The 18,426-nt window shown below is 70.6% G+C and carries 18 protein-coding genes and 1 tRNA gene; 16 read left to right on the top strand and 3 right to left on the bottom strand.

From position 1 onward, the window contains the following. Window positions 1–19 precede the first annotated feature (19 nt). Window positions 20–829, top strand: a complete 810-nt coding sequence (locus AB0P25_RS17915; protein ID WP_363809152.1) for a hydrolase — start codon at window positions 20–22, stop codon at window positions 827–829. Here the strand turns inward: AB0P25_RS17915 and AB0P25_RS17910 are convergent. Beyond that, window positions 822–1,148 (bottom strand): thioredoxin domain-containing protein, encoded by a 327-nt coding sequence (locus tag AB0P25_RS17910; RefSeq protein WP_363809150.1) that lies wholly within the window; start codon window positions 1,146–1,148, stop codon window positions 822–824. The two genes, AB0P25_RS17915 and AB0P25_RS17910, sit on opposite strands and share 8 nt — an antisense overlap. 84 nt (window positions 1,149–1,232) lie before the next feature. Between AB0P25_RS17910 and AB0P25_RS17905 the strand changes: the two genes are divergently transcribed. Next, window positions 1,233–1,733 (top strand): FBP domain-containing protein, encoded by a 501-nt coding sequence (locus AB0P25_RS17905; RefSeq protein WP_363809149.1) that lies wholly within the window; start codon window positions 1,233–1,235, stop codon window positions 1,731–1,733. Between the two features lie 7 nt (window positions 1,734–1,740). Here AB0P25_RS17905 and AB0P25_RS17900 read toward each other — a convergent pair. Continuing rightward, window positions 1,741–1,823, bottom strand: a tRNA-Leu gene (locus AB0P25_RS17900). Window positions 1,824–1,861: 38 nt separating this feature from the next. Between AB0P25_RS17900 and AB0P25_RS17895 the strand changes: the two genes are divergently transcribed. Next, a complete protein-coding gene (locus tag AB0P25_RS17895; protein ID WP_064109160.1) occupies window positions 1,862–2,470 on the top strand; it encodes a response regulator in 609 nt (202 codons plus the stop codon). Window positions 2,471–2,731: 261 nt separating this feature from the next. Here the strand turns inward: AB0P25_RS17895 and AB0P25_RS17890 are convergent, their stop codons facing one another. After that, window positions 2,732–3,136: a hotdog fold thioesterase gene (locus tag AB0P25_RS17890; protein ID WP_064109159.1), complete on the bottom strand. Its 405-nt coding sequence runs from the start codon at window positions 3,134–3,136 to the stop codon at window positions 2,732–2,734. Between the two features lie 57 nt (window positions 3,137–3,193). Here AB0P25_RS17890 and polA point away from each other — a divergent pair, with 57 nt between their 5' ends. The 13 genes from polA (at window position 3,194) to AB0P25_RS17825 (ending at window position 18,324) form a co-directional block, all read left to right on the top strand. Beyond that, a complete protein-coding gene (gene polA, locus AB0P25_RS17885) occupies window positions 3,194–5,866 on the top strand; it encodes a DNA polymerase I (protein ID WP_363809147.1) in 2,673 nt (890 codons plus the stop codon). A 27-nt stretch (window positions 5,867–5,893) separates the two neighbouring features. Then, entirely contained in the window at window positions 5,894–6,238 is a 345-nt protein-coding gene (locus tag AB0P25_RS17880; protein WP_363809145.1) for a hypothetical protein, read from the top strand. Between the two features lie 88 nt (window positions 6,239–6,326). Continuing rightward, complete coding sequence (locus AB0P25_RS17875; RefSeq protein WP_363809144.1) at window positions 6,327–8,000, top strand: DUF885 domain-containing protein; 1,674 nt, start codon at window positions 6,327–6,329, stop codon at window positions 7,998–8,000. 14 nt (window positions 8,001–8,014) lie between these two features. After that, window positions 8,015–8,653, top strand: coding sequence for a DUF4166 domain-containing protein (locus AB0P25_RS17870; protein ID WP_363809143.1), 639 nt, complete (start codon window positions 8,015–8,017; stop codon window positions 8,651–8,653). Beyond that, window positions 8,650–9,633 (top strand): DUF1731 domain-containing protein, encoded by a 984-nt coding sequence (locus AB0P25_RS17865; protein WP_363809141.1) that lies wholly within the window; start codon window positions 8,650–8,652, stop codon window positions 9,631–9,633. The genes AB0P25_RS17870 and AB0P25_RS17865 overlap by 4 nt, the downstream gene beginning before the upstream one ends. A 108-nt stretch (window positions 9,634–9,741) precedes the next feature. After that, window positions 9,742–11,184, top strand: coding sequence for a 30S ribosomal protein S1 (gene rpsA / locus AB0P25_RS17860; protein ID WP_363809140.1), 1,443 nt, complete (start codon window positions 9,742–9,744; stop codon window positions 11,182–11,184). 83 nt (window positions 11,185–11,267) lie between these two features. Continuing rightward, the gene (gene coaE / locus AB0P25_RS17855) at window positions 11,268–11,870 is read left to right on the top strand and encodes a dephospho-CoA kinase (RefSeq protein ID WP_363809138.1); all 603 of its coding nucleotides are present in this window, start codon (window positions 11,268–11,270) and stop codon (window positions 11,868–11,870) included. Window positions 11,871–11,935: 65 nt separating this feature from the next. Next, complete coding sequence (gene uvrB, locus AB0P25_RS17850) at window positions 11,936–14,002, top strand: excinuclease ABC subunit UvrB (RefSeq protein ID WP_064109152.1); 2,067 nt, start codon at window positions 11,936–11,938, stop codon at window positions 14,000–14,002. A gap of 52 nt (window positions 14,003–14,054) precedes the next feature. Next, complete coding sequence (locus AB0P25_RS17845; protein ID WP_363809136.1) at window positions 14,055–14,804, top strand: DUF4129 domain-containing protein; 750 nt, start codon at window positions 14,055–14,057, stop codon at window positions 14,802–14,804. Then, window positions 14,801–15,394 carry a hypothetical protein gene (locus AB0P25_RS17840; protein ID WP_363809135.1) on the top strand — a complete coding sequence of 198 codons (594 nt, stop codon included), beginning with the start codon at window positions 14,801–14,803 and terminating at the stop codon, window positions 15,392–15,394. The genes AB0P25_RS17845 and AB0P25_RS17840 overlap by 4 nt, the downstream gene beginning before the upstream one ends. Beyond that, a complete protein-coding gene (locus tag AB0P25_RS17835; RefSeq protein WP_363809134.1) occupies window positions 15,384–16,454 on the top strand; it encodes a MoxR family ATPase in 1,071 nt (356 codons plus the stop codon). The genes AB0P25_RS17840 and AB0P25_RS17835 overlap by 11 nt, the downstream gene beginning before the upstream one ends. Continuing rightward, window positions 16,451–17,806: a DUF58 domain-containing protein gene (locus tag AB0P25_RS17830; RefSeq protein WP_363809132.1), complete on the top strand. Its 1,356-nt coding sequence runs from the start codon at window positions 16,451–16,453 to the stop codon at window positions 17,804–17,806. Before AB0P25_RS17835 ends, AB0P25_RS17830 begins: the two co-directional genes overlap by 4 nt. Continuing rightward, on the top strand, window positions 17,803–18,324 hold the full coding sequence (locus AB0P25_RS17825) for a hypothetical protein (RefSeq protein ID WP_363809129.1): 522 nt from the start codon (window positions 17,803–17,805) through the stop codon (window positions 18,322–18,324). The genes AB0P25_RS17830 and AB0P25_RS17825 overlap by 4 nt, the downstream gene beginning before the upstream one ends. The last annotated feature ends 102 nt before the right edge of the window (window positions 18,325–18,426 follow it).

Below are 18,426 nucleotides of genomic sequence, written 5' to 3'. Positions count from 1 at the left end.
CCGCGCTAGGGTCGGGGGCATGGCGGAGTGGCTGTGCGCGACCTGCGCGGTGGAATATCCAGCGGGGGCGGACGCCCCGGCATCGTGCCCGATCTGCGAGGACGAACGCCAGTACGTGCCGCCGACCGGCCAGGAGTGGACCACGCTGCAAAGGCTGCAGCGCGAGGGGGAGCGCGTCGTCGTCACCGAGCTGGAACCCGACCTGTACGGGCTGCGCAGCGAGCCGAAGGTCGGGATCGGCCAGCAGAGCATCCTGCTGCGCACGCCCGACGGGAACCTGCTCTGGGATCCGACGGGTTACGTCGACGAGGCCGCCGCGGCGGCGGTGCAGGACCTCGGCGGCGCCGCCGTCATCGCCACCAGCCACCCGCACATGTTCGGCGCGCAGGTGACGTGGTCCCGGATGCTCGGCGACCCTCCGGTGCTCGTCAACGCCGCCGACCGGCACTGGGTGCAGCGCGAGGACGCCGCCATCCAGACCTGGACCGGCGAGGTGGAGGTGCTGCCCGGCGTCACCCTGCGGACGATCGGCGGCCACTTCCCGGGCAGCGCGGTCGTCCACTGGGATCGCGGCGTGGTGCTCAGCGGCGACACGGTCTTCCCCGGGCCGTCGCAGCGCTGGGTGACGTTCCAGCGCAGCTTCCCGAACGACATCCCGCTGTCGGCGGCCGTGGTGCGCCGGGTCGCCGACGCGGTGTGCGAGCGGCCGTTCGAGCGGATGTACGGAAACCTCGGCAACGTGATCCCGCAGGATGCCCGCGGTGCGGTGCTGCGCTCGGCCGACCGGTACATCGGCTGGGTGAGCGGCGCCTACGACGACCTCACGTGAGGAACGGCGCGAGCTCCAGCTCCATCGCGGGCTTGGGCTTGGCTCCGATGATCGTCTTCACGACCTCGCCGTTCTGGAACACCTTGATAACCGGCAGGGCGAGCGCCTTGTAGGCGACCGTCGTGTCCATGTTCTCGTCGGCGTTGATCTTGAGGATGCGGATGCGGTCGGCGTGATCGTCCTGCAGCTGCTCGAGGATGGGCGTCAGCGCCCGGCAGGGCCCGCACCATTCCGCCCAGAACTCGACGACGGTGGTGCCCGGGGCGGCGAGCACGTCCTCCTGGAAGCGGGCGTCCGTGACGCTCTCGATCGTGGTCATGGCGGCAGGCTAAGCCTTGACCCGTGGGGCAGGGTCAAGCGGTGCCTCCCGAAACCTGTGCGAGCATGGGACGAGGAGGTGCGCATGGAGATCCTGAGCCCGCAGCAGATCCGCGAGTCGTTCGTCAACTGCTCCCGCAGCGAAGCCGAAGAGCTTCCGATGCCGCCCGGCCTGCACGAGGTCGACTGGTCCCGCCGCGAATACCTCGGCTGGCGCGATCCCCGGCTGCCCCAGCGCGGCTACGTCGTCATCCCCACCGATGACGGCCCGGTCGGGATCGTGCTGCGCGCTTCAGAGGCCAGCATGCGGTCGCACGCGCCCTCGATGTGCGGCTGGTGCCAGGACGTGCACCTCACCAACGACGTCTGGTTCTGGTCGGCGCGGCGCGCCGGAGCCCCCGGCCGCAACGGCGACACGGTGGGCACGTTGGTCTGCGGTGCCTTCGAGTGCAGCGCGAACGTCCGCCGCACCCCGCCGCCGTCGTACGTCGGATTCGACGCCGACCTGGTGGTCGAGCAGCGCATCGAGGGGCTGGCCGAACGCGCCCGTCGCTTCGCCGCGACCGTCGTCGGCGCCCGCATCTAGAGAGTCGTGCCGCCGGTGGGACTCGAACCCACACGCCCTTCCGGACAAAGCATTTTGAGTGCTCCGCGTCTGCCATTCCGCCACGGCGGCGCACAACAACACCTGAACGATACCGTAGGATTTTGCACGTGACTGACCAGGAACCGACCACCCCCACCGCACCCCGCCGCGTCGTCGTCGCGGAGGACGAGTCCCTCATCCGCCTCGACATCGTCGAGATCCTGCGTGACAACGGGTTCGAGGTGGTCGGTGAGGCCGGAGACGGCGAGACCGCCGTCGCGCTCGCGACCGAGCTGCGCCCCGACCTGGTGATCATGGACGTCAAGATGCCGCAGCTCGACGGCATCTCCGCCGCCGAGCGGCTGTCGAAGGACCACATCGCCCCCGTCGTGCTGTTGACCGCGTTCAGCCAGAAGGAGCTCGTGGAGCGCGCGACCGAGGCCGGCGCCCTCGCCTACGTGGTCAAGCCGTTCACCCCGAACGACCTGCTGCCCGCGATCGAGATCGCGCTGGCCCGCTACCAGCAGATCATCGCCCTCGAGGCCGAGGTGTCGGACATGGTCCAGCGCTTCGAGACCCGCAAGCTGGTCGACCGCGCGAAAGGCCTCCTCAACGAGAAGATGGGCCTGTCGGAGCCGGAGGCGTTCCGCTGGATCCAGAAGGCGTCGATGGACCGCCGCCTCACCATGCACGACGTCGCCCAGGCGATCATCGAGCAGCTGGCGCCCAAGAAGTAGGGGCGCGCACCCGTCGTCACGAAAGGGAGGATGATCCGGCTGTCGCCGCCGGGTCGTCCTCCCTTTCGCCTTATCCGGACGATTGGGCACGAGTTCTCCTCCGTTTGCATCCCCGCGGCCCGAGCGGCTGGCGTAGAGAAAAGGAGGAGTGTGGAAACGAGACGCCGCCGAGGGACGCAAAAGGGAGGCGATTGCGGGGGTGCTAAGGGGAAACTTCCTCCGTTTCGCCCCCGGGAGAACCCGACTTCGCGGGGCCGGAACCTACAGGTCCTTGATCAGGTTCGTGATCCGGATCGTGGAGCAGCGGCGACCCTGGTCGTCGGTCACCGCGATCTCGTGCGTCGCGAGCGTGCGGCCGAGGTGGATGGGCGTGCACACGCCGGTCACGTAGCCGCTGGTCGCCGAACGGGTGTGCGAGGCGTTGATCTCGATCCCGACCGCCAGGCGTCCCTCGCCGGCCCAGAGGTTCGCCGACATCGACCCCAGCGACTCGCCGAGGACCACGTACGCGCCGCCGTGCAGGAGGTCCGCGGGCTGGGTGTTGCCTTCCACCGGCATGCGCGCGACCGCGCGCTCCACGGTGAACTCGAGCATCTCGATGCCCATCTTCTCGGCCAGTGCGCCGAGCCCCCTCTGCTGCACGTACGCGAGTGCGTCCTCGGTCATCCTCGGCCTCTCCTGACGGTCGTCTGGACTGTCACCGGCCCCTTGTAGGCTGGCCTGGTGTCAGACTCCGAAAAGCCTACCCTTCTGATCATCGACGGCCATTCGCTGGCATTCCGGGCCTTCTACGCCCTCCCCGTCGACAGCTTCGTGAACCGCGAGGGTCAGCACACGAACGCGATCCACGGCTTCATCGCGATGTTCATCAACCTGCTGCAGCAGCAGAAGCCGACCCACCTCGCGGTGGCGTTCGACATCTCCCGCTACTCCTTCCGCACCCGCGAATACCCCGAGTACAAGGGCACGCGCGGTGAGACGCCGTCCGAGTTCGCGGGCCAGGTCCCGCTGCTCGAAGAGGCGCTGCACGCGATGAACGTCACGACGATCGCGAAGGAGGACTTCGAGGCCGACGACATCCTCGCCACCCTCGCGCGCCAGGGCGCCGAGCAGGGCTACAAGGTCTTCATCGTCTCGGGCGACCGCGACACCATCCAGCTCGTCAACGACGACGTCACGCTCCTTTACCCGAACGTGCGGGGTGTCTCCGAGCTCAAGGTCTACGACCCGGCCGCGGTGCGCGAGAAGTACGGCATCGAACCGCACGAGTACCCCGAGATCGCCGCCCTCGTCGGCGAGACCAGCGACAACCTCATCGGGATCGACAAGGTCGGCGAGAAGACCGCCGTCAAGTGGGTGCAGCAGTACGGCACAGTGGAGAACATCGTCGCCCATGCCGACGAGATCAAGGGCGTCGTGGGGCAGAACCTGCGCGACCAGAAGGAGAACGCCCTCCGCAACCGCCGCCTCAACCAGCTGCGCGACGACGTCGAGCTGCCGATCGGGCCGGCCGACCTGGAGCGCAAGCCGCTCAACGAGAACGCGGTGCGCGACATCTTCGCGCGCCTCCAGTTCAAGACACTGCTCGAGCGGCTGATGAAGACCGCCGCAGAAGAGGGGATGCTCGACGGCGTCGCCGCGTCGGCCCAGGTCGGGGACGCAGGAGCGGTCACCGCGCCGGCCGTCCGCACTCTCGTCGACGAGGAGCTGGCGAACTGGCTGTCCAAGGCCTCGGCCGACGGCGCCGCCGTCGCGGTCCAGCTCGAGCTCGGCCCGGCGGGCATCTCGGGCTTCGGCCTGGCCACGGCCGACGACAGCGTCTACGTGCCGTGGGTGCCGGGGCGGCCCGACTACGCGGCGCTGGAAGAGTGGCTGGCGAGCAGCGCTCCCAAGTACTTCTTCCACGCGAAGCCGCAGTTCAAGGCGCTCAGCCGCGCCGGATTCGTGGTCGACGGCCTCGCGTTCGACACGCGCATCGCGTCCTGGCTCGTGAACCCGGGAGCGGCGGCCCAGTCGCTCGCGGAGCAGGTCTACGAGGTGCTGGGCGAGACGTTGCCGGTCTCCGACCCGAATCAGCTCGTCCCGATCAACGACGCGGTGAGCCCGGCGACCGAGGCGTGGTTCATCCGCCGGGTGGCCGAGGGTCAGGCGATCGCGCTCGACGACGGCACCCGCAGCGTCCTCGACGACATCGAGCTGCCGCTGGTCGCAGTGCTCGCCGAGATGGAGCTGAACGGCGTCACCATCGACTCCGCGGTGCTCGCGCGGCTGCGCGGCCAGCTGACCGATAAGGCCAACGACTACGCCGCCCAGGCGTACGCGCAGGTCGGCCACGAGCTCAACCTCGGCTCGCCGAAGCAGCTGCAGCAGGTGCTGTTCGAGGAGCTCGGGATGCCGAAGACCCGCGCGACCAAGACCGGCTACTCCACCGACGCCGGGTCGCTCGCGGACCTGCAGGAGAAGAACCCGCACCCGTTCCTCGGCCTGCTGCTGCAGCACCGCGACGCGACGAAGCTCAAGCAGATCGTCGAGACGCTGGAGCGCTCGGTCGAGTCCGACGGTCGCATCCACACCACCTACGACCAGACCGGCACCAGCACCGGTCGCATCTCGTCGAACGACCCGAACCTGCAGAACATCCCGATCCGCACCGAGGAGGGCCGCGAGATCCGCTCGGCGTTCACGCAGGGCGAGGGCTTCGAGACTCTGCTGACCGCGGACTACTCGCAGATCGAGATGCGGATCATGGCGCATCTGTCCGAGGATCCCGGCCTGATCGAGGCGTTCAACGGCGGAGAGGACCTGCACCGCTTCGTCGGCTCCCGGGTGTTCGGCGTCACCCCCGCCGAGGTCACCCCGGCCATGCGCACGAAGGTCAAGGCGATGTCGTACGGCCTCGCCTACGGTCTGTCGGCCTTCGGCCTCTCGAAGCAGCTGCGCATCGAGACCTCCGAGGCGCGCCAGCTGATGACCGACTACTTCGAGCGCTTCGGCGCCGTGCGCGACTACCTGCGCAACGTGGTCGAGCAGGCGCGCGTCGACGGCTTCACCGAGACGATCTTCGGGCGGCGCCGCCCGTTCGCCGACCTGACGTCGACCAACCGCGTCATGCGCGAGAACGCCGAGCGGCAGGCGCTGAACGCGCCCATCCAAGGTTCCGCGGCGGACATCATGAAGGTCGCCATGCTCGGCATCGCCGGCGACATCATCGACCAGAAGCTCGAATCGCGGATGCTGCTCCAGGTGCACGACGAGCTCATCTTCGAGGTGGCGACGGGGGAGTGGGACGCGCTGGAGGCGATCGTGCGTGCGCGCATGGCCGGGGCCGCCGACCTCCGGGTGCCGCTCGACGTGCAGGTCGGCCGCGGCGCGAACTGGGACGCCGCGGCGCACTAGCCGAGCGGTCGGGCGTGCCCTGCTCGTGTGAGCGAGCTGGAGCCGCGCGGGCGCCGTCGCAAGGCGGTCGTGCCGCGGCGCATTCCGAGCGAGGTCGTGCCGGTGCCGTACGCCGAGGTGCGGGACTTCGTCCGCGACGCCGTGAAAGGCACGAGCCTGACCGATCCGTTCGCGCAGGTGCTGGGCGGCTATGCACTCTTCGAGCCGCGGCTCCGCTTCGTGCCGGTCGACGAAGGGCACACGCGGGTGGAGTTCGACGCGGTCGGGCGGGTGAGCGGAGCCGAGACGTTGCTGTACACGCGCCGGCTGGGGGAGATCGACCGCTTCTTCGTCGCCCTCCGGGACGAATTAGACAGGCGCGGGCTCTCCTGAACCTGTCCACAACCCGTCCCGTCGGCGACTTGTCCACAATTCCGGGCGCCCCGTGCCGGGCGGGAGCGGTCGTCGGTAGTGTCGGAGCATGACCAACGATCAGAAGCGTGAACCCACCCCGGTCGACACGATCGCCGAGGAGTGGGTCGACACCCAGCTCGAGCTGTATCCGGAGTTCCACGTCTGGCTCGGCCGTCCCGGCCGCGAGGGCGAATACGCCGACTACTCGCCCGCCGGCGCGGAGCACGCCATCGCCAAGGTGAAGGAGGCGTTGGCCCGCATCGAGGCGGCCGAGCCCGTCGACGACATCGACCGCGTCACCAAGATGGACCTCACGCGCGAGCTACAGCTCACTGTCGAGAAGCACGAAGCGGGGTTCGCCCAGCGCGACCTCAACGTCATCGCGTCGCCGGCGCAGGAGCTGCGCGACATCTTCGACCTCGTGCCGACCGACACCGAAGACGACTGGGCCAACGTCTCCAAGCGCCTCCACAACCTCCCGGCGGCGATGGACGGTTACATCGAGACCCTGCGCAGCGGCATCGCGGCCGGCAACGTCCCGGCGATCCGCCAGGTGCGCGAGGTGCTGGCGCAGGCGCGCAAGCAGGTCGCCGACACGGGCTTCTTCTACGAGTTCACCGCCGACGCCAAGCCGCTGAACGGCGTGCTCCCGGAGTCGCTGAAGGCCGAGCTCGCCGACGGCGCCCAGCAGGCCGCGCAGGCGTACGCCACGCTGGCCGACTTCTTCGAGAACGAGCTGGCGCAGCACGCGCCGGAGAAGGACGCGGTCGGCCGCGAGCTCTACGCGCTCGCTTCCCGCGGCTTCCTCGGCGCGACCGTCGACCTCGACGAGACCTACGAGTGGGGCATCGAAGAGCTGGCGCGCATGCGCGCCGAGCAGGAGTCGATCGCGAACGAGATCAAGCCGGGCGCGAGCGTGCTCGAGGCGATCGAATTCCTCGATGGCGACCCCAGCCGCAAGCTGCACGGCACCGACGCGCTGCAGCGGTGGATGCAGGAGACCAGCGACCGGGCGATCGAAGAGCTCGGCCGTTCGCACTTCGACATCCCGGCCGAGATCCGCCGCCTCGAGTGCATGATCGCCCCCACGCAGGAAGGCGGCATCTACTACACCGGCCCGAGCGACGACTTCGCCCGCGCCGGCCGGATGTGGTGGAGCGTTCCCGAGGGCGTCACCGAGTTCGACACCTGGCGCGAGCTGACGACCGTCTACCACGAGGGCGTCCCCGGCCACCACCTGCAGATCGCGCAGGCGACCTACAACAAGGCGCAGCTCAACTCCTGGCGCCGCATCGCCGGCACGTCGGGCCACGCCGAGGGCTGGGCCCTCTACGCCGAGCGCCTGATGGAGCAGCTGGGCTACCTCGACGACCCGGCCGACCGCCTCGGCATGCTCGACGGCCAGCGCATGCGCGCCGCCCGCGTGGTGCTCGACATCGGCGTGCACCTCGAGAAGCCGTTGCCCGACGGCTCCCGCCCGTGGACGGGTGAGGACGCCTTCCCGTTCCTGCGCGAGAACGTCAACATGAACGACGGCTTCGTCCGCTTCGAGGTCAACCGCTACCTCGGCTGGCCCGGACAGGCGCCGTCGTACAAGATCGGCCAGCGCATCTGGGAGCAGCTGCGCGACGAGTACGCCCGCCGCGAGGGAGCGTCCTTCGACATCAAGGCGTTCCACAAGAAGGCCCTCGACATCGGCGGCGTCGGCCTCGACACGCTGAAGTCGGCGCTGCTCGACTGAGCCGCCTGACACCTGTGACCTCTCCCTACCGCGTCGTGCTGGGCGCGGCGTTCGACGAGCTGCATCCGCGCCTGCGGACGTACTTCGACGCCATCCCGGACGGCGCGGTGGGGCGGGGGAGCGGCGTGTTCGAGACGGTCGGCACGCCGCGGCGCTGGGTATGGCCGGTGCTCGCCTGGTTCGCCCGGGCGCACGTCATGTTCCCGGTGTGGGAGCGGGATGTGCCGTTCACCGTGTCGAACCGGGCGGTGATGGCCGCCGACGGAGCGCCGGCGGTGGCCGCCACGCGCTCGTTCGACCTGACGGCACTCGGTCGCCGGCGCACGGCGCTGATGGTGGACGAGATCGGAGTGAGCGGCGGCGCGCTGATCGACCGTCTCGGGGACCCGGTCCGGGCGGAGGCGCTGTTCCGCGCGACGGTGCGGGACGGCGGACTGCGATTGCGCTCGACCGCGGTCAGGCTTGTCGTCGGCGGAAGACGAGTGCCGATTCCGCGGCTCGTGGCGCCGGTGGTCGTCCTCACCGAGCGATGGGACGACGCGGGCGGCCGCCAGGAGGTCTCCATCGTCGTCGCAGTGCCGGTGATCGGCCGGATCTATCAGTACACGGGGCGGTTCCGCTACGGGATCGAGAAGGGGGAGCGGTCGGAGTGACGGAGCGCATCGTGATCGCCGGGGGATCCGGGTTCGTCGGACGGTACCTGGAGCAGCACTACCGGGCCTCCGGGGCCGAGGTCGTGCTGGTCGGGCGTACCGGGCCGGACGTCCGGTGGGACGACGCGGCCGGGCTTCGCGCTGCGGTGACCGGAGCCGATGCGGTGATCAACCTCGCCGGCAAGAGCGTCAACTGCCGGTACGGCGACGCCAACCGCGCCGAGATCTTCCGGTCGCGCCTCGCGACGACGAAGGCCGTCCGCGAGGCGATCGCCGCGAGCGAAGCGCCGCCGCCCGTCTGGTTCAATGCGTCGACCGCGACGATCTACCGGCACGCGGAGGATCGGCCGATGACCGAGTCCACCGGCGAGCTCGGCACCGGCTTCTCCGTGAACGTGGCGAAGGCCTGGGAGCGCGAGCTGTTCGAGAGCGACCTTCCCGACACCCGGCGCGTCGCTCTGCGCATGGCGATCGTCCTCGGCGACGGCAGCGCCCTCACGCCTCTCGTGAACCTCGTCCGCTTCGGCCTCGGCGGCCCGCAGGTCGACGGGCCGTGGTTCGCGACCGCGGCCCGCCGCAACGCAGGCACGTTCCACGAGTTCCGGGCGCGCGGCGGCCGCCAGAAGTTCAGCTGGCTCCACATCGCCGACGTGCTCGGCGCCATCGAGTTCCTGCGCGCACGGCCCGACCTCGCGGGGCCTGTCAACGTGGCGGCGCCGCATCCCACCGACAACCGGGCGCTGATGGCGCTGCTGCGCCGACTCCTCGGCGTGCGCATCGGCCTCCCGGCCTACCGGTGGATGCTCGAGCTGGGCTCTGCGGCGATCCGCACGGAGACCGAACTGGTGCTGAAGAGCCGCTGGGTGGAGCCCGAACGACTCCTCGATGCGGGCTACCGTTTCGCCTTCCCCGACCTGGAGCCGGCGCTCCGCGAGATCCTGGGCGAGCGCAGCTTGCTGGACGCGCCGAACGCCCGGTAGACTAGAACGTCACTTGTGTGACATCCCTATCCGCCTGCCGTTCGCGGAATCACATCGAAAACCTGTCGCGACCGGCCTGAATCCTGTCCATTACGGAGCACCCACTACATGACAACCGCAACGACCGACAAGGCACCCAAGCAGGTCGCCGTCAACGACATCGGATCTGCTGAGGACTTTCTTGCCGCGGTCGAAAAGACGCTGAAGTTCTTCAACGACGGAGACCTCATCGAAGGCACCGTCGTCAAGATCGACCGTGACGAGGTCCTCCTCGACGTCGGTTACAAGACCGAGGGTGTCATCCCCTCGCGCGAGCTTTCCATCAAGCACGACGTCGACCCCACCGAGGTCGTCGAGGTCGGCGACACCGTCGAGGCCCTCGTTCTCCAGAAGGAGGACAAGGAAGGCCGCCTCATTCTGTCCAAGAAGCGTGCGCAGTACGAGCGCGCCTGGGGCGATGTGGAGAAGATCAAGGAGGCCGACGGCGTCGTCACCGGTACGGTGATCGAGGTCGTCAAGGGCGGCCTGATCGTCGACATCGGCCTGCGCGGCTTCCTGCCGGCTTCGCTCATCGAGCTGCGCCGCGTCCGCGACCTCACCCCGTACCTGGGCCAGGAGATCGAGGCCAAGATCCTCGAGCTCGACAAGAACCGCAACAACGTGGTGCTCTCGCGCCGCGCGCTGCTGGAGCAGACCCAGTCCGAGTCCCGCACCACGTTCCTCAACAACCTGCACAAGGGCCAGGTCCGCAAGGGCGTCGTCTCGTCGATCGTCAACTTCGGTGCGTTCGTCGACCTCGGCGGCGTCGACGGTCTCGTCCACGTGTCGGAGCTCTCCTGGAAGCACATCGAGCACGCCTCCGAGGTCGTCGAGGTGGGCCAGGAGGTCACCGTCGAGATCCTCGAGGTCGACCTCGACCGCGAGCGCGTCTCGCTGTCGCTCAAGGCGACGCAGGAGGACCCGTGGCAGGTCTTCGCCCGCACCCACGCGATCGGTCAGGTCGCGCCGGGCAAGGTCACGAAGCTCGTCCCGTTCGGTGCGTTCGTCCGCGTCGCGGACGGCATCGAGGGCCTCGTCCACATCTCCGAGCTGTCCGGCAAGCACGTCGAGCTGGCCGAGCAGGTCGTCTCGGTGGGCGACGAGGTGTTCGTCAAGGTCATCGACATCGACCTGGAGCGCCGCCGCATCTCGCTCAGCCTCAAGCAGGCGAACGAGGGCGTCGACCCCGAGGGCACCGAGTTCGACCCGGCGCTCTACGGCATGGTCACCGAGTACGACGAGCAGGGCAACTACAAGTACCCGGAGGGCTTCGACCCGGAGACCAACGAGTGGAAGGAAGGCTTCGAGGCGCAGCGCGACGAGTGGGAGCAGCAGTACGCTGCGGCCCAGGCGCGCTGGGAGGCGCACAAGCGCCAGGTCGCCAAGGGCATCGAGGAGGCTGCCGCCGACAGCGGTACCTCGTCGTACTCCTCCGACTCGGGCTCGGGCGGAACGCTCGCCGACGACGAGTCGCTCGCGGCTCTGCGCGAGAAGCTCAGCTCCAACAACTGAGCATCCTCACCAACGAGCGGCCGGCCCTTCGGGGCCGGCCGCTTCGTCGTTCCCGGGCTCACGGCCGCCGCTAGGCTGGGCGGGTGCAGCTGATCGGACTCACCGGCGGGATCGCCTCCGGCAAATCGACCATCGCCTCCCGACTGGCCTCCCACGGCGCCGTCGTGGTGGACGCGGACCGCATCGCACGGGAGGTCGTCGAGCCCGGCACCCCGGCCCTCGCCGCGATCGCGGAGCGCTTCGGCGACGGGGTCATCGCGCCCGACGGCACCCTGAACCGACCCGCGCTCGGCGCGATCGTGTTCGGCGACCCGGCGGCGCTGCAGGTGCTCAACGGCATCACCCACCCCGCGGTGATGGCCGAGTCGACCGCGCGCTTCCGCGCCGCGGGGGAGGCCGACCCGGACGCGATCGTGGTCTACGACGTCCCGCTCCTGGTCGAGTCGGCCAACGAGTACCGGTTCGACCGCGTGGTCGTGGCACACGCCGACGCCGAGACACGCATACGTCGGCTGGTCGAGCTGCGCGGGATGGACCGCGCCGAGGCGGAGCGCCGCATCCGATCGCAGGCGTCGGATGACGAGCGGCTGGCCGTCGCCGACGTCGTCATCGAGACCGGCGGCACGCTCGCGCACACGCTGGAGCAGGTCGACGCCCTCTGGGAGGAGCTGCGCGCCGGATCGTGAGGCGCCCGGTTCCGCTGTGAGCGAGAGCCGACCGCAGTGTCGGTGGTCCTTCCTAGACTGGAGACATGCTTCCCACGCGCTCCGTCCGTCCCTTCGAGGTCGTCAGCGAGTACGAGCCGAGCGGCGACCAGCCGCAGGCCATCGCCGAGCTGGCGGGTCGCATCAACGCGGGCGAGACCGACGTGGTGCTGCTCGGCGCCACGGGCACCGGTAAGTCCGCCACGACCGCCTGGCTCATCGAGCAGGTGCAGCGGCCGACCCTCGTGCTCGCGCACAACAAGACCCTCGCCGCTCAGCTCGCCAACGAGTTCCGCGAGCTGCTACCGAACAACGCGGTCGAGTACTTCGTCTCGTATTACGACTACTACCAGCCCGAGGCCTACGTGCCGCAGACGGACACCTTCATCGAGAAGGACTCGTCCATCAACGCCGAGGTCGAGCGGCTGCGCCACTCCACCACCAACTCGCTGCTCAGCCGGCGCGATGTCGTCGTGGTCTCGACAGTGTCCTGCATCTACGGCCTCGGTGCGGCCGAGGAGTACCTGGAGGCGATGGTCGCCCTGCAGGTCGGCCAGAACGTCGGTCGCGACGCGCTCATCCGCCGCTTCGTCAACATGCAGTACGAGCGGAACGACGTCGACTTCTCGCGGGGCAAGTTCCGGGTGCGCGGCGACACGATCGAGATCATCCCGGTCTACGAGGAGCACGCGATCCGGATCGAGCTGTTCGGCGACGAGATCGAGGCGCTGTACTCGCTGCACCCGCTCACCGGCAATGTGATCGCCAAGCTCGATGCCGTGTCGGTCTTCCCGGCGACGCACTACGCCGCCAGCCCGGCGACCATGCAGCGCGCGATCGGCACCATCCAGGAGGAGCTGCACGAGCGACTGCAGGAGCTGGAGCGCGAGGGCAAGCTGCTCGAAGCGCAGCGGCTGCGCATGCGGACCCAGTTCGACCTCGAGATGATGGAGCAGATCGGCTTCTGCTCGGGCATCGAGAACTACTCGCGCCACATCGACGGCCGTCGCCCGGGCGAGGCGCCGCACTGCCTGCTCGACTACTTCCCGGACGACTTCCTCGTCGTGATCGACGAGTCGCACGTCACCGTGCCGCAGATCGGCGCCATGTACGAGGGCGACGCGTCGCGCAAGCGCACGCTCGTCGAGCACGGCTTCCGGCTCCCGAGCGCACTCGACAACCGGCCGCTCCGGTGGAACGAGTTCAAGGACCGCGTCGGCCAGACCGTGTACCTGTCCGCCACACCGGGCAAGTACGAGCTGGGCATCGCCGACGGCGTGGTGGAGCAGATCATCCGACCGACCGGACTGGTCGACCCCGAGATCGTCGTCAAGCCGACGAAGGGCCAGATCGACGACCTGCTCGAGGAGATCCGCCTGCGGGTCGAGCGCGACGAGCGCGTTCTCGTCACGACGCTGACCAAGAAGATGGCGGAAGAGCTCACCGACTTCCTCGCGGAGGCCGGCGTCAAGGTGCGCTACCTGCACTCCGACGTCGACACTCTGCGCCGCGTCGAACTGCTCACCGAGCTCCGCGCGGGCGTCTACGACGTGCTGGTCGGCATCAACCTGCTGCGTGAAGGACTCGACCTCCCGGAGGTCTCGCTGGTCGCGATCCTCGACGCGGACAAGGAGGGCTTCCTCCGCTCGTCCACCTCGCTGGTCCAGACGATCGGCCGTGCCGCCCGCAACGTCTCGGGCCAGGTGCACATGTACGCCGACGTGCTCACCGACTCGATGAAGAACGCCATCGAAGAGACCGAGCGCCGCCGCGAGAAGCAGATCGAGTACAACCGCGTCAACGGCATCGACCCGCAGCCGCTGCGCAAGCGCATCGCCGACATCACCGACATCCTCGCGCGCGAGGAGGCCGACACCGCCCGGATGCTGGCGGGCCGCGACCAGAAGCGCAAGAGCCCGACCCCGAACCTCCGGAACGGCGGCATCGCCGCGCAGGGAGCGGCCGAGCTCGAGGGCATCATCGCCGACCTCAACCAGCAGATGCTGGCGGCCGCCGGCGAGCTCAAGTTCGAGCTGGCGGCGCGGTTGCGCGACGAGCTCTCGGACCTGAAGCGCGACCTGCGGCAGATGGAGAAGGCCGGCCACCTGGGCTGAGGCCTGCCGAGTCGTCAACGCGTTCGACGCACGGGCGGGCTACGGTGGCAGAGTGGCATCGAGGACGACCGGACGGCGCTGGACCTTCGCGGTGTGCGCCGTCCTGGTCGGCGTCGCGGTGATCGCGGTCGCCTTCCAGGGCGCGCCGGAGTTCACCGGGCCGCGGATGTTCCTCCCGCCCGCGCCGATCCGCTCCGCGCCACCGCAGCCGCAGCTCTCCGGCAGCCCGGAACCGCAGCAGCAGACGCAGGTGCTCCGCCTCGACCTCTCCTGGCTGTTCGTCGCGCTCATCGTTCTGGCGGTCGTGATCGCCCTGGCCCTCCTGTGGCGTCTGCGCCGCCGGCCGGCACCGCCGCGGGAGCTGCCACCACTGATCGACGTGACCGATGCCGAGGTCGGCGACGCCCACCCCGAGCCGGCCCGCCATGCCGAACCGGAGCACGTGCGCCGCGGACTCGAGCGCGCGTCCGCTGAGCTGGTCGACGTGCGCGAGCCCCGGGACGCGATCGAACGCGCCTGGGTCGGGCTGGAGGAGGGCGCGGCGGACTCCGGTGTGCGCCGCCTGCCTGCCGAGACGCCCGCGGAGTTCACCGCCCGCGTTCTCTCCCGGGTGGCGGCCGATCGCGAGGCGGCCCAGCGCTTCCTCACCCTGTACCAGCGGGCGCGGTTCAGCAGCGCCCCGGTCACGCCGGAGGACGTCGCCGCCGCGCGCTCGGCGGTCGACGCGCTCCGGGCCTCGTGGAGCGACGCCCCGCGCTCGCGCGCGTCGACGTCGGCCGACCGCTTCGGAGCGCGTCGATGACCCGCCGCCTCCCGCCCCGCATGCTGCGCCGCCTCATCCTGAGCGCGGTGCTCGGGATCGCCTTCGGCGTGGCCGCCTGGTACCTCGGGATGGACGCCGCCCACGCCATCGGACTCGGCGCCGCCGCCTTCGCCCTCACCACCTGCCTCTCGGCACTGGGGGAGGCCGCCGACGTGGTCTGGGCCGTCCCCGCGCCCCAGCCCCGTCCTGGAGTGCGCCGCGACATCGTGCAGCTCGGATGGTCGCTCGGCGCCCGCGGCGGACGCGCGTCGCCCGAAGGGGTGCGCCGCCTGCGGCTGGTCGCGGAGCGCGCCCTGCTGCTCCGGGGACTCGACCTGGAGGACCGCGCCGCCGACGCCCGCCTCGAGGAGCTGCTTGGGGCCGACGCGCTCCGGCTGCTGCGCCGCGGGTCGGGTGTCGCCCCGCCGCGCACGTCGGAGGTGTCATCGGCGCTCACCCGGCTCGAGGCGTTGGAGCGGGAGGACGCGGCCGCCGCCTCTTTCTCCTCCACGAGAGCCGACCCCGCCGCGCCGCCCGCAGCATCCCGACAGCCCGCCCCGAGCATCCAGGAGCCACCGCATGCCCGCTGAACCCGTCCACCCGCACGACCCGGCGACAGCACCGTCACCCTCGGCAGCCCTCGGCGTCCCCGAGGTCGCCCGTCTCGGCGCCCAGGTGCTCGACCGCGTGAGCAGCGTCGTGGTCGGCATGCGAGAACCGCTCCGCATCGCCTTCGCGACCATCCTTGCCGGCGGGCACGTGCTCTTCGAGGACGTCCCGGGCCTCGGCAAGACACTCGCCGCCCGGAGCATCGCGGCCGCGGTCGGGCTCGAGTTCCGCCGCCTGCAGTGCACGCCCGACCTGCTGCCGTCCGACATCACCGGCTCATTCGTGTACCTCCCGAGCACGGCGGACTTCGAGTTCCGGCCCGGTCCGGTGTTCACCGGGCTGTTCCTCGCCGACGAGATCAACCGCACGTCGCCGAAGACGCAGTCTGCGCTGCTGGAGGCGATGGCCGAGGGGCAGGTGTCGGTCGAGGGCCGCAGTTTCCCGCTGCCGTCGCCGTTCCACGTCGTCGCGACGGCGAATCCGATCGAGTCCGAGGGCACGTACGCGCTGCCCGAGGCGCAGCTCGACCGGTTCATGGTGCGCTTAAGCGTCGGTTACCCGGACGAGGCGGGGGAGTCGCGGGTGCTGCTCGCGCGTGTGGCCCGCCGCCACGAGGTCGCCACCGTCGAGCCGGTGATCGATGCGCCGACGCTGGCGGCCATGCAGGCCGGCATCGAGGCGGTGGATGTGGACCCCGATATCGCCGCCTACTGCGTCCGCCTCGCCGCCGCGACACGCGGCCACCGGTCGGTGGAGGTCGGCGCGTCGCCCCGCGGGTCGCAGGGTCTGCTGCTCGTAGCCCGTGCGCTGGCCGTGCTCGACGGCCGCGACTTCGTGCTCCCCGACGACGTGAAGGCGGTCGCCGTGCCCGTGCTCGCGCACCGCCTCACGCTGACCGTCCAGGCGTGGACGGGCGGCGTCCGCGCCGAGCAGGTCGTCGCCGAGGTGGTCAACACGGTCGCCGGTCCCCCGGCGGTCGGGTCGGGGCGCCGCGCGCAGCAGGCACCGGATGCGGTGGAGACGGACGCGCAGCACCGATGACCGACAGCGCCGACCACCCGCACACCGAACGCAGGCATACCGCCACGCGCGGCGGGTGGACGCTGAGCCCGGCCCTCGCCGGTGCCGTCGTCGTCGGGATGGTCGGTGTGGTGGCCGCGTTCGTGATGACACGCGTCGAGCCCGCTCTCGTCGGCGCGCCGCTGCTGCTCGCCGCTGCGCTGAGCTGGGATCGCAGGCCCCGCCGGCTCGACGATTCGGCCGGCTCGGACGAACTCCGCACCGAGACCTCCGTCGCCTCGACGGGCCGGGCGCATCCCGCACCGGACGGGTCGACGGCCCTCACCGTCGACATCCACGCCGTAGTCACGCAACGTCCGGACGCGATCCAGCTGCGGCTCGCCCTCGGCGGGGCCGCGCCGGTGGATGCCGTGCTCACCCCGCGCGCGGCCGCGCGCACGACGGGTGAGGTCCCTGTTGTCCACTCGGGTCCGCAGCGGGTGGCCGAGGTCGCCGCTCGCGCGATCGGCGCCGACGCCGCGTGGGTCGCCGCCCCGGGCGAGGAGGCGTCCGTCGAGCGGGTGGTGCGTCCGCGCCGGCTGCCGCTCCGCCGCCTCCCGCTGCCGGCGCGCCTGCTCGGACTGACCGGCCAGCACGTGTCGACGCGACCCGGCGACGGCGGCGAGTTCCGTGACATCGACCTCTTCCATCCCGGCGACCGCCTCCGCCGGATCGACTGGCGGGCCACGGCTCGCGCCGGCCGCTCGGATGAGCTGTACGTGCGCCGGACCACAGCGACCTCCGACGCCGCCGTGCACGTGGTGCTCGACGCGCGCGACGACGTGACCGGGATTGTCGCGGACTGGTCGCGCGCCTATCCGCGGCCTGCGCTGTCCTCGCTCGACCTCGCCCGCGAGGCGGCGGCGTCGCTGACGGTCGCGTACGCGGCCGTGGGGGACCGCGTCGGTTTCGACGACCTGGGGGAGTCGCGTCGCGTCCTCCCGCCGCGCGCCGGCGCCCGCCATCGCGAACGGGTGCTGCGCGAGATCGAGCTGACGACGGCCACGGGCACGACGTTCCAGCGCGTCCGCTCGCCGCGCCTGTCGCCGGGCGCGATCGTCTACGTGCTCTCGACCTTCCTCGACGACCAGCCGTCGACGCTGGCTCTCGGCTGGCGCGCGTCCGGGCACCGGGTGATCGCGATCGACGTGCTCCCGGTCCGGGATGCGCGGGAGCTCACCGCCCGGGAGCGGCTGGCCCTGCGCACCGTCGAGCTCGAACGGCGCCTGCGCCTGCGCCGGCTGGAGGCGGGCGGTGTCGAACTGCTCGGATGGCAGGACCCGGTCGCCCGCGAGGCCGGCCTGCGCGCGCTGACGGCGGGGAGGCGCGGATGAGCGACCCCGCACGTACGACGCCCGACCTGGGCACGCACACCGTCCCGGGATGGTCGGTGCGCGCGCTGTTCGCCGTGGTGGGCTTGACGCTGGTCCTCGCGGGCGTGCCCAGCGGCCCGTGGACGGCGATCGGGGCCCTGCTCGTCGGGGTGGCCGTGTGGCGCCCGCGCTGGCTGACGGCGTGGGTGCTGATCGGCGTCCTGGTGCTGTCGTCGCTGGTCGAACCCGGAACGCTGACGGTCCGGATGCTGGCGCTGATCGCCGGCGCGCACGCGCTCCACCTGCTCGGATCGTGGATGCTGGTCGTCCCGGCGGCGGCGCGGCTCCAGCCCGCGGTGCTGCTGCCGTCGCTGCGCCGGTTCGTGCTCCTGCAGGTGCCGGTGCAGGTGGTGGCCGTGGCTGTGCTGCTCCCGGCCGGGCGCATCTCCGTGCCTGCCTTCGCGATCGTCTCCGGACTCGCAGCGCTCGCCCTGGTCGGGATGCTCGTCCCCGCTCTGCTGCGCCGTCCGAACCGCTGAGGAGCGCTCGCGGCGGCCGCCCGGCTCGAATGTCGGTGGTCGCTCCTAGACTCACGCGTGCGGGGATCACCGCGCTCGGCAGGGTAGAATCGAACGGATGTT

Source organism: Leifsonia sp. NPDC077715, assembly GCF_040686855.1.
Taxonomy (GTDB): domain Bacteria; phylum Actinomycetota; class Actinomycetes; order Actinomycetales; family Microbacteriaceae; genus Leifsonia.
The sequence above is the reverse complement of the archived record's forward strand: the minus strand, read 5'-3'. Positions and strand labels throughout refer to the sequence as shown.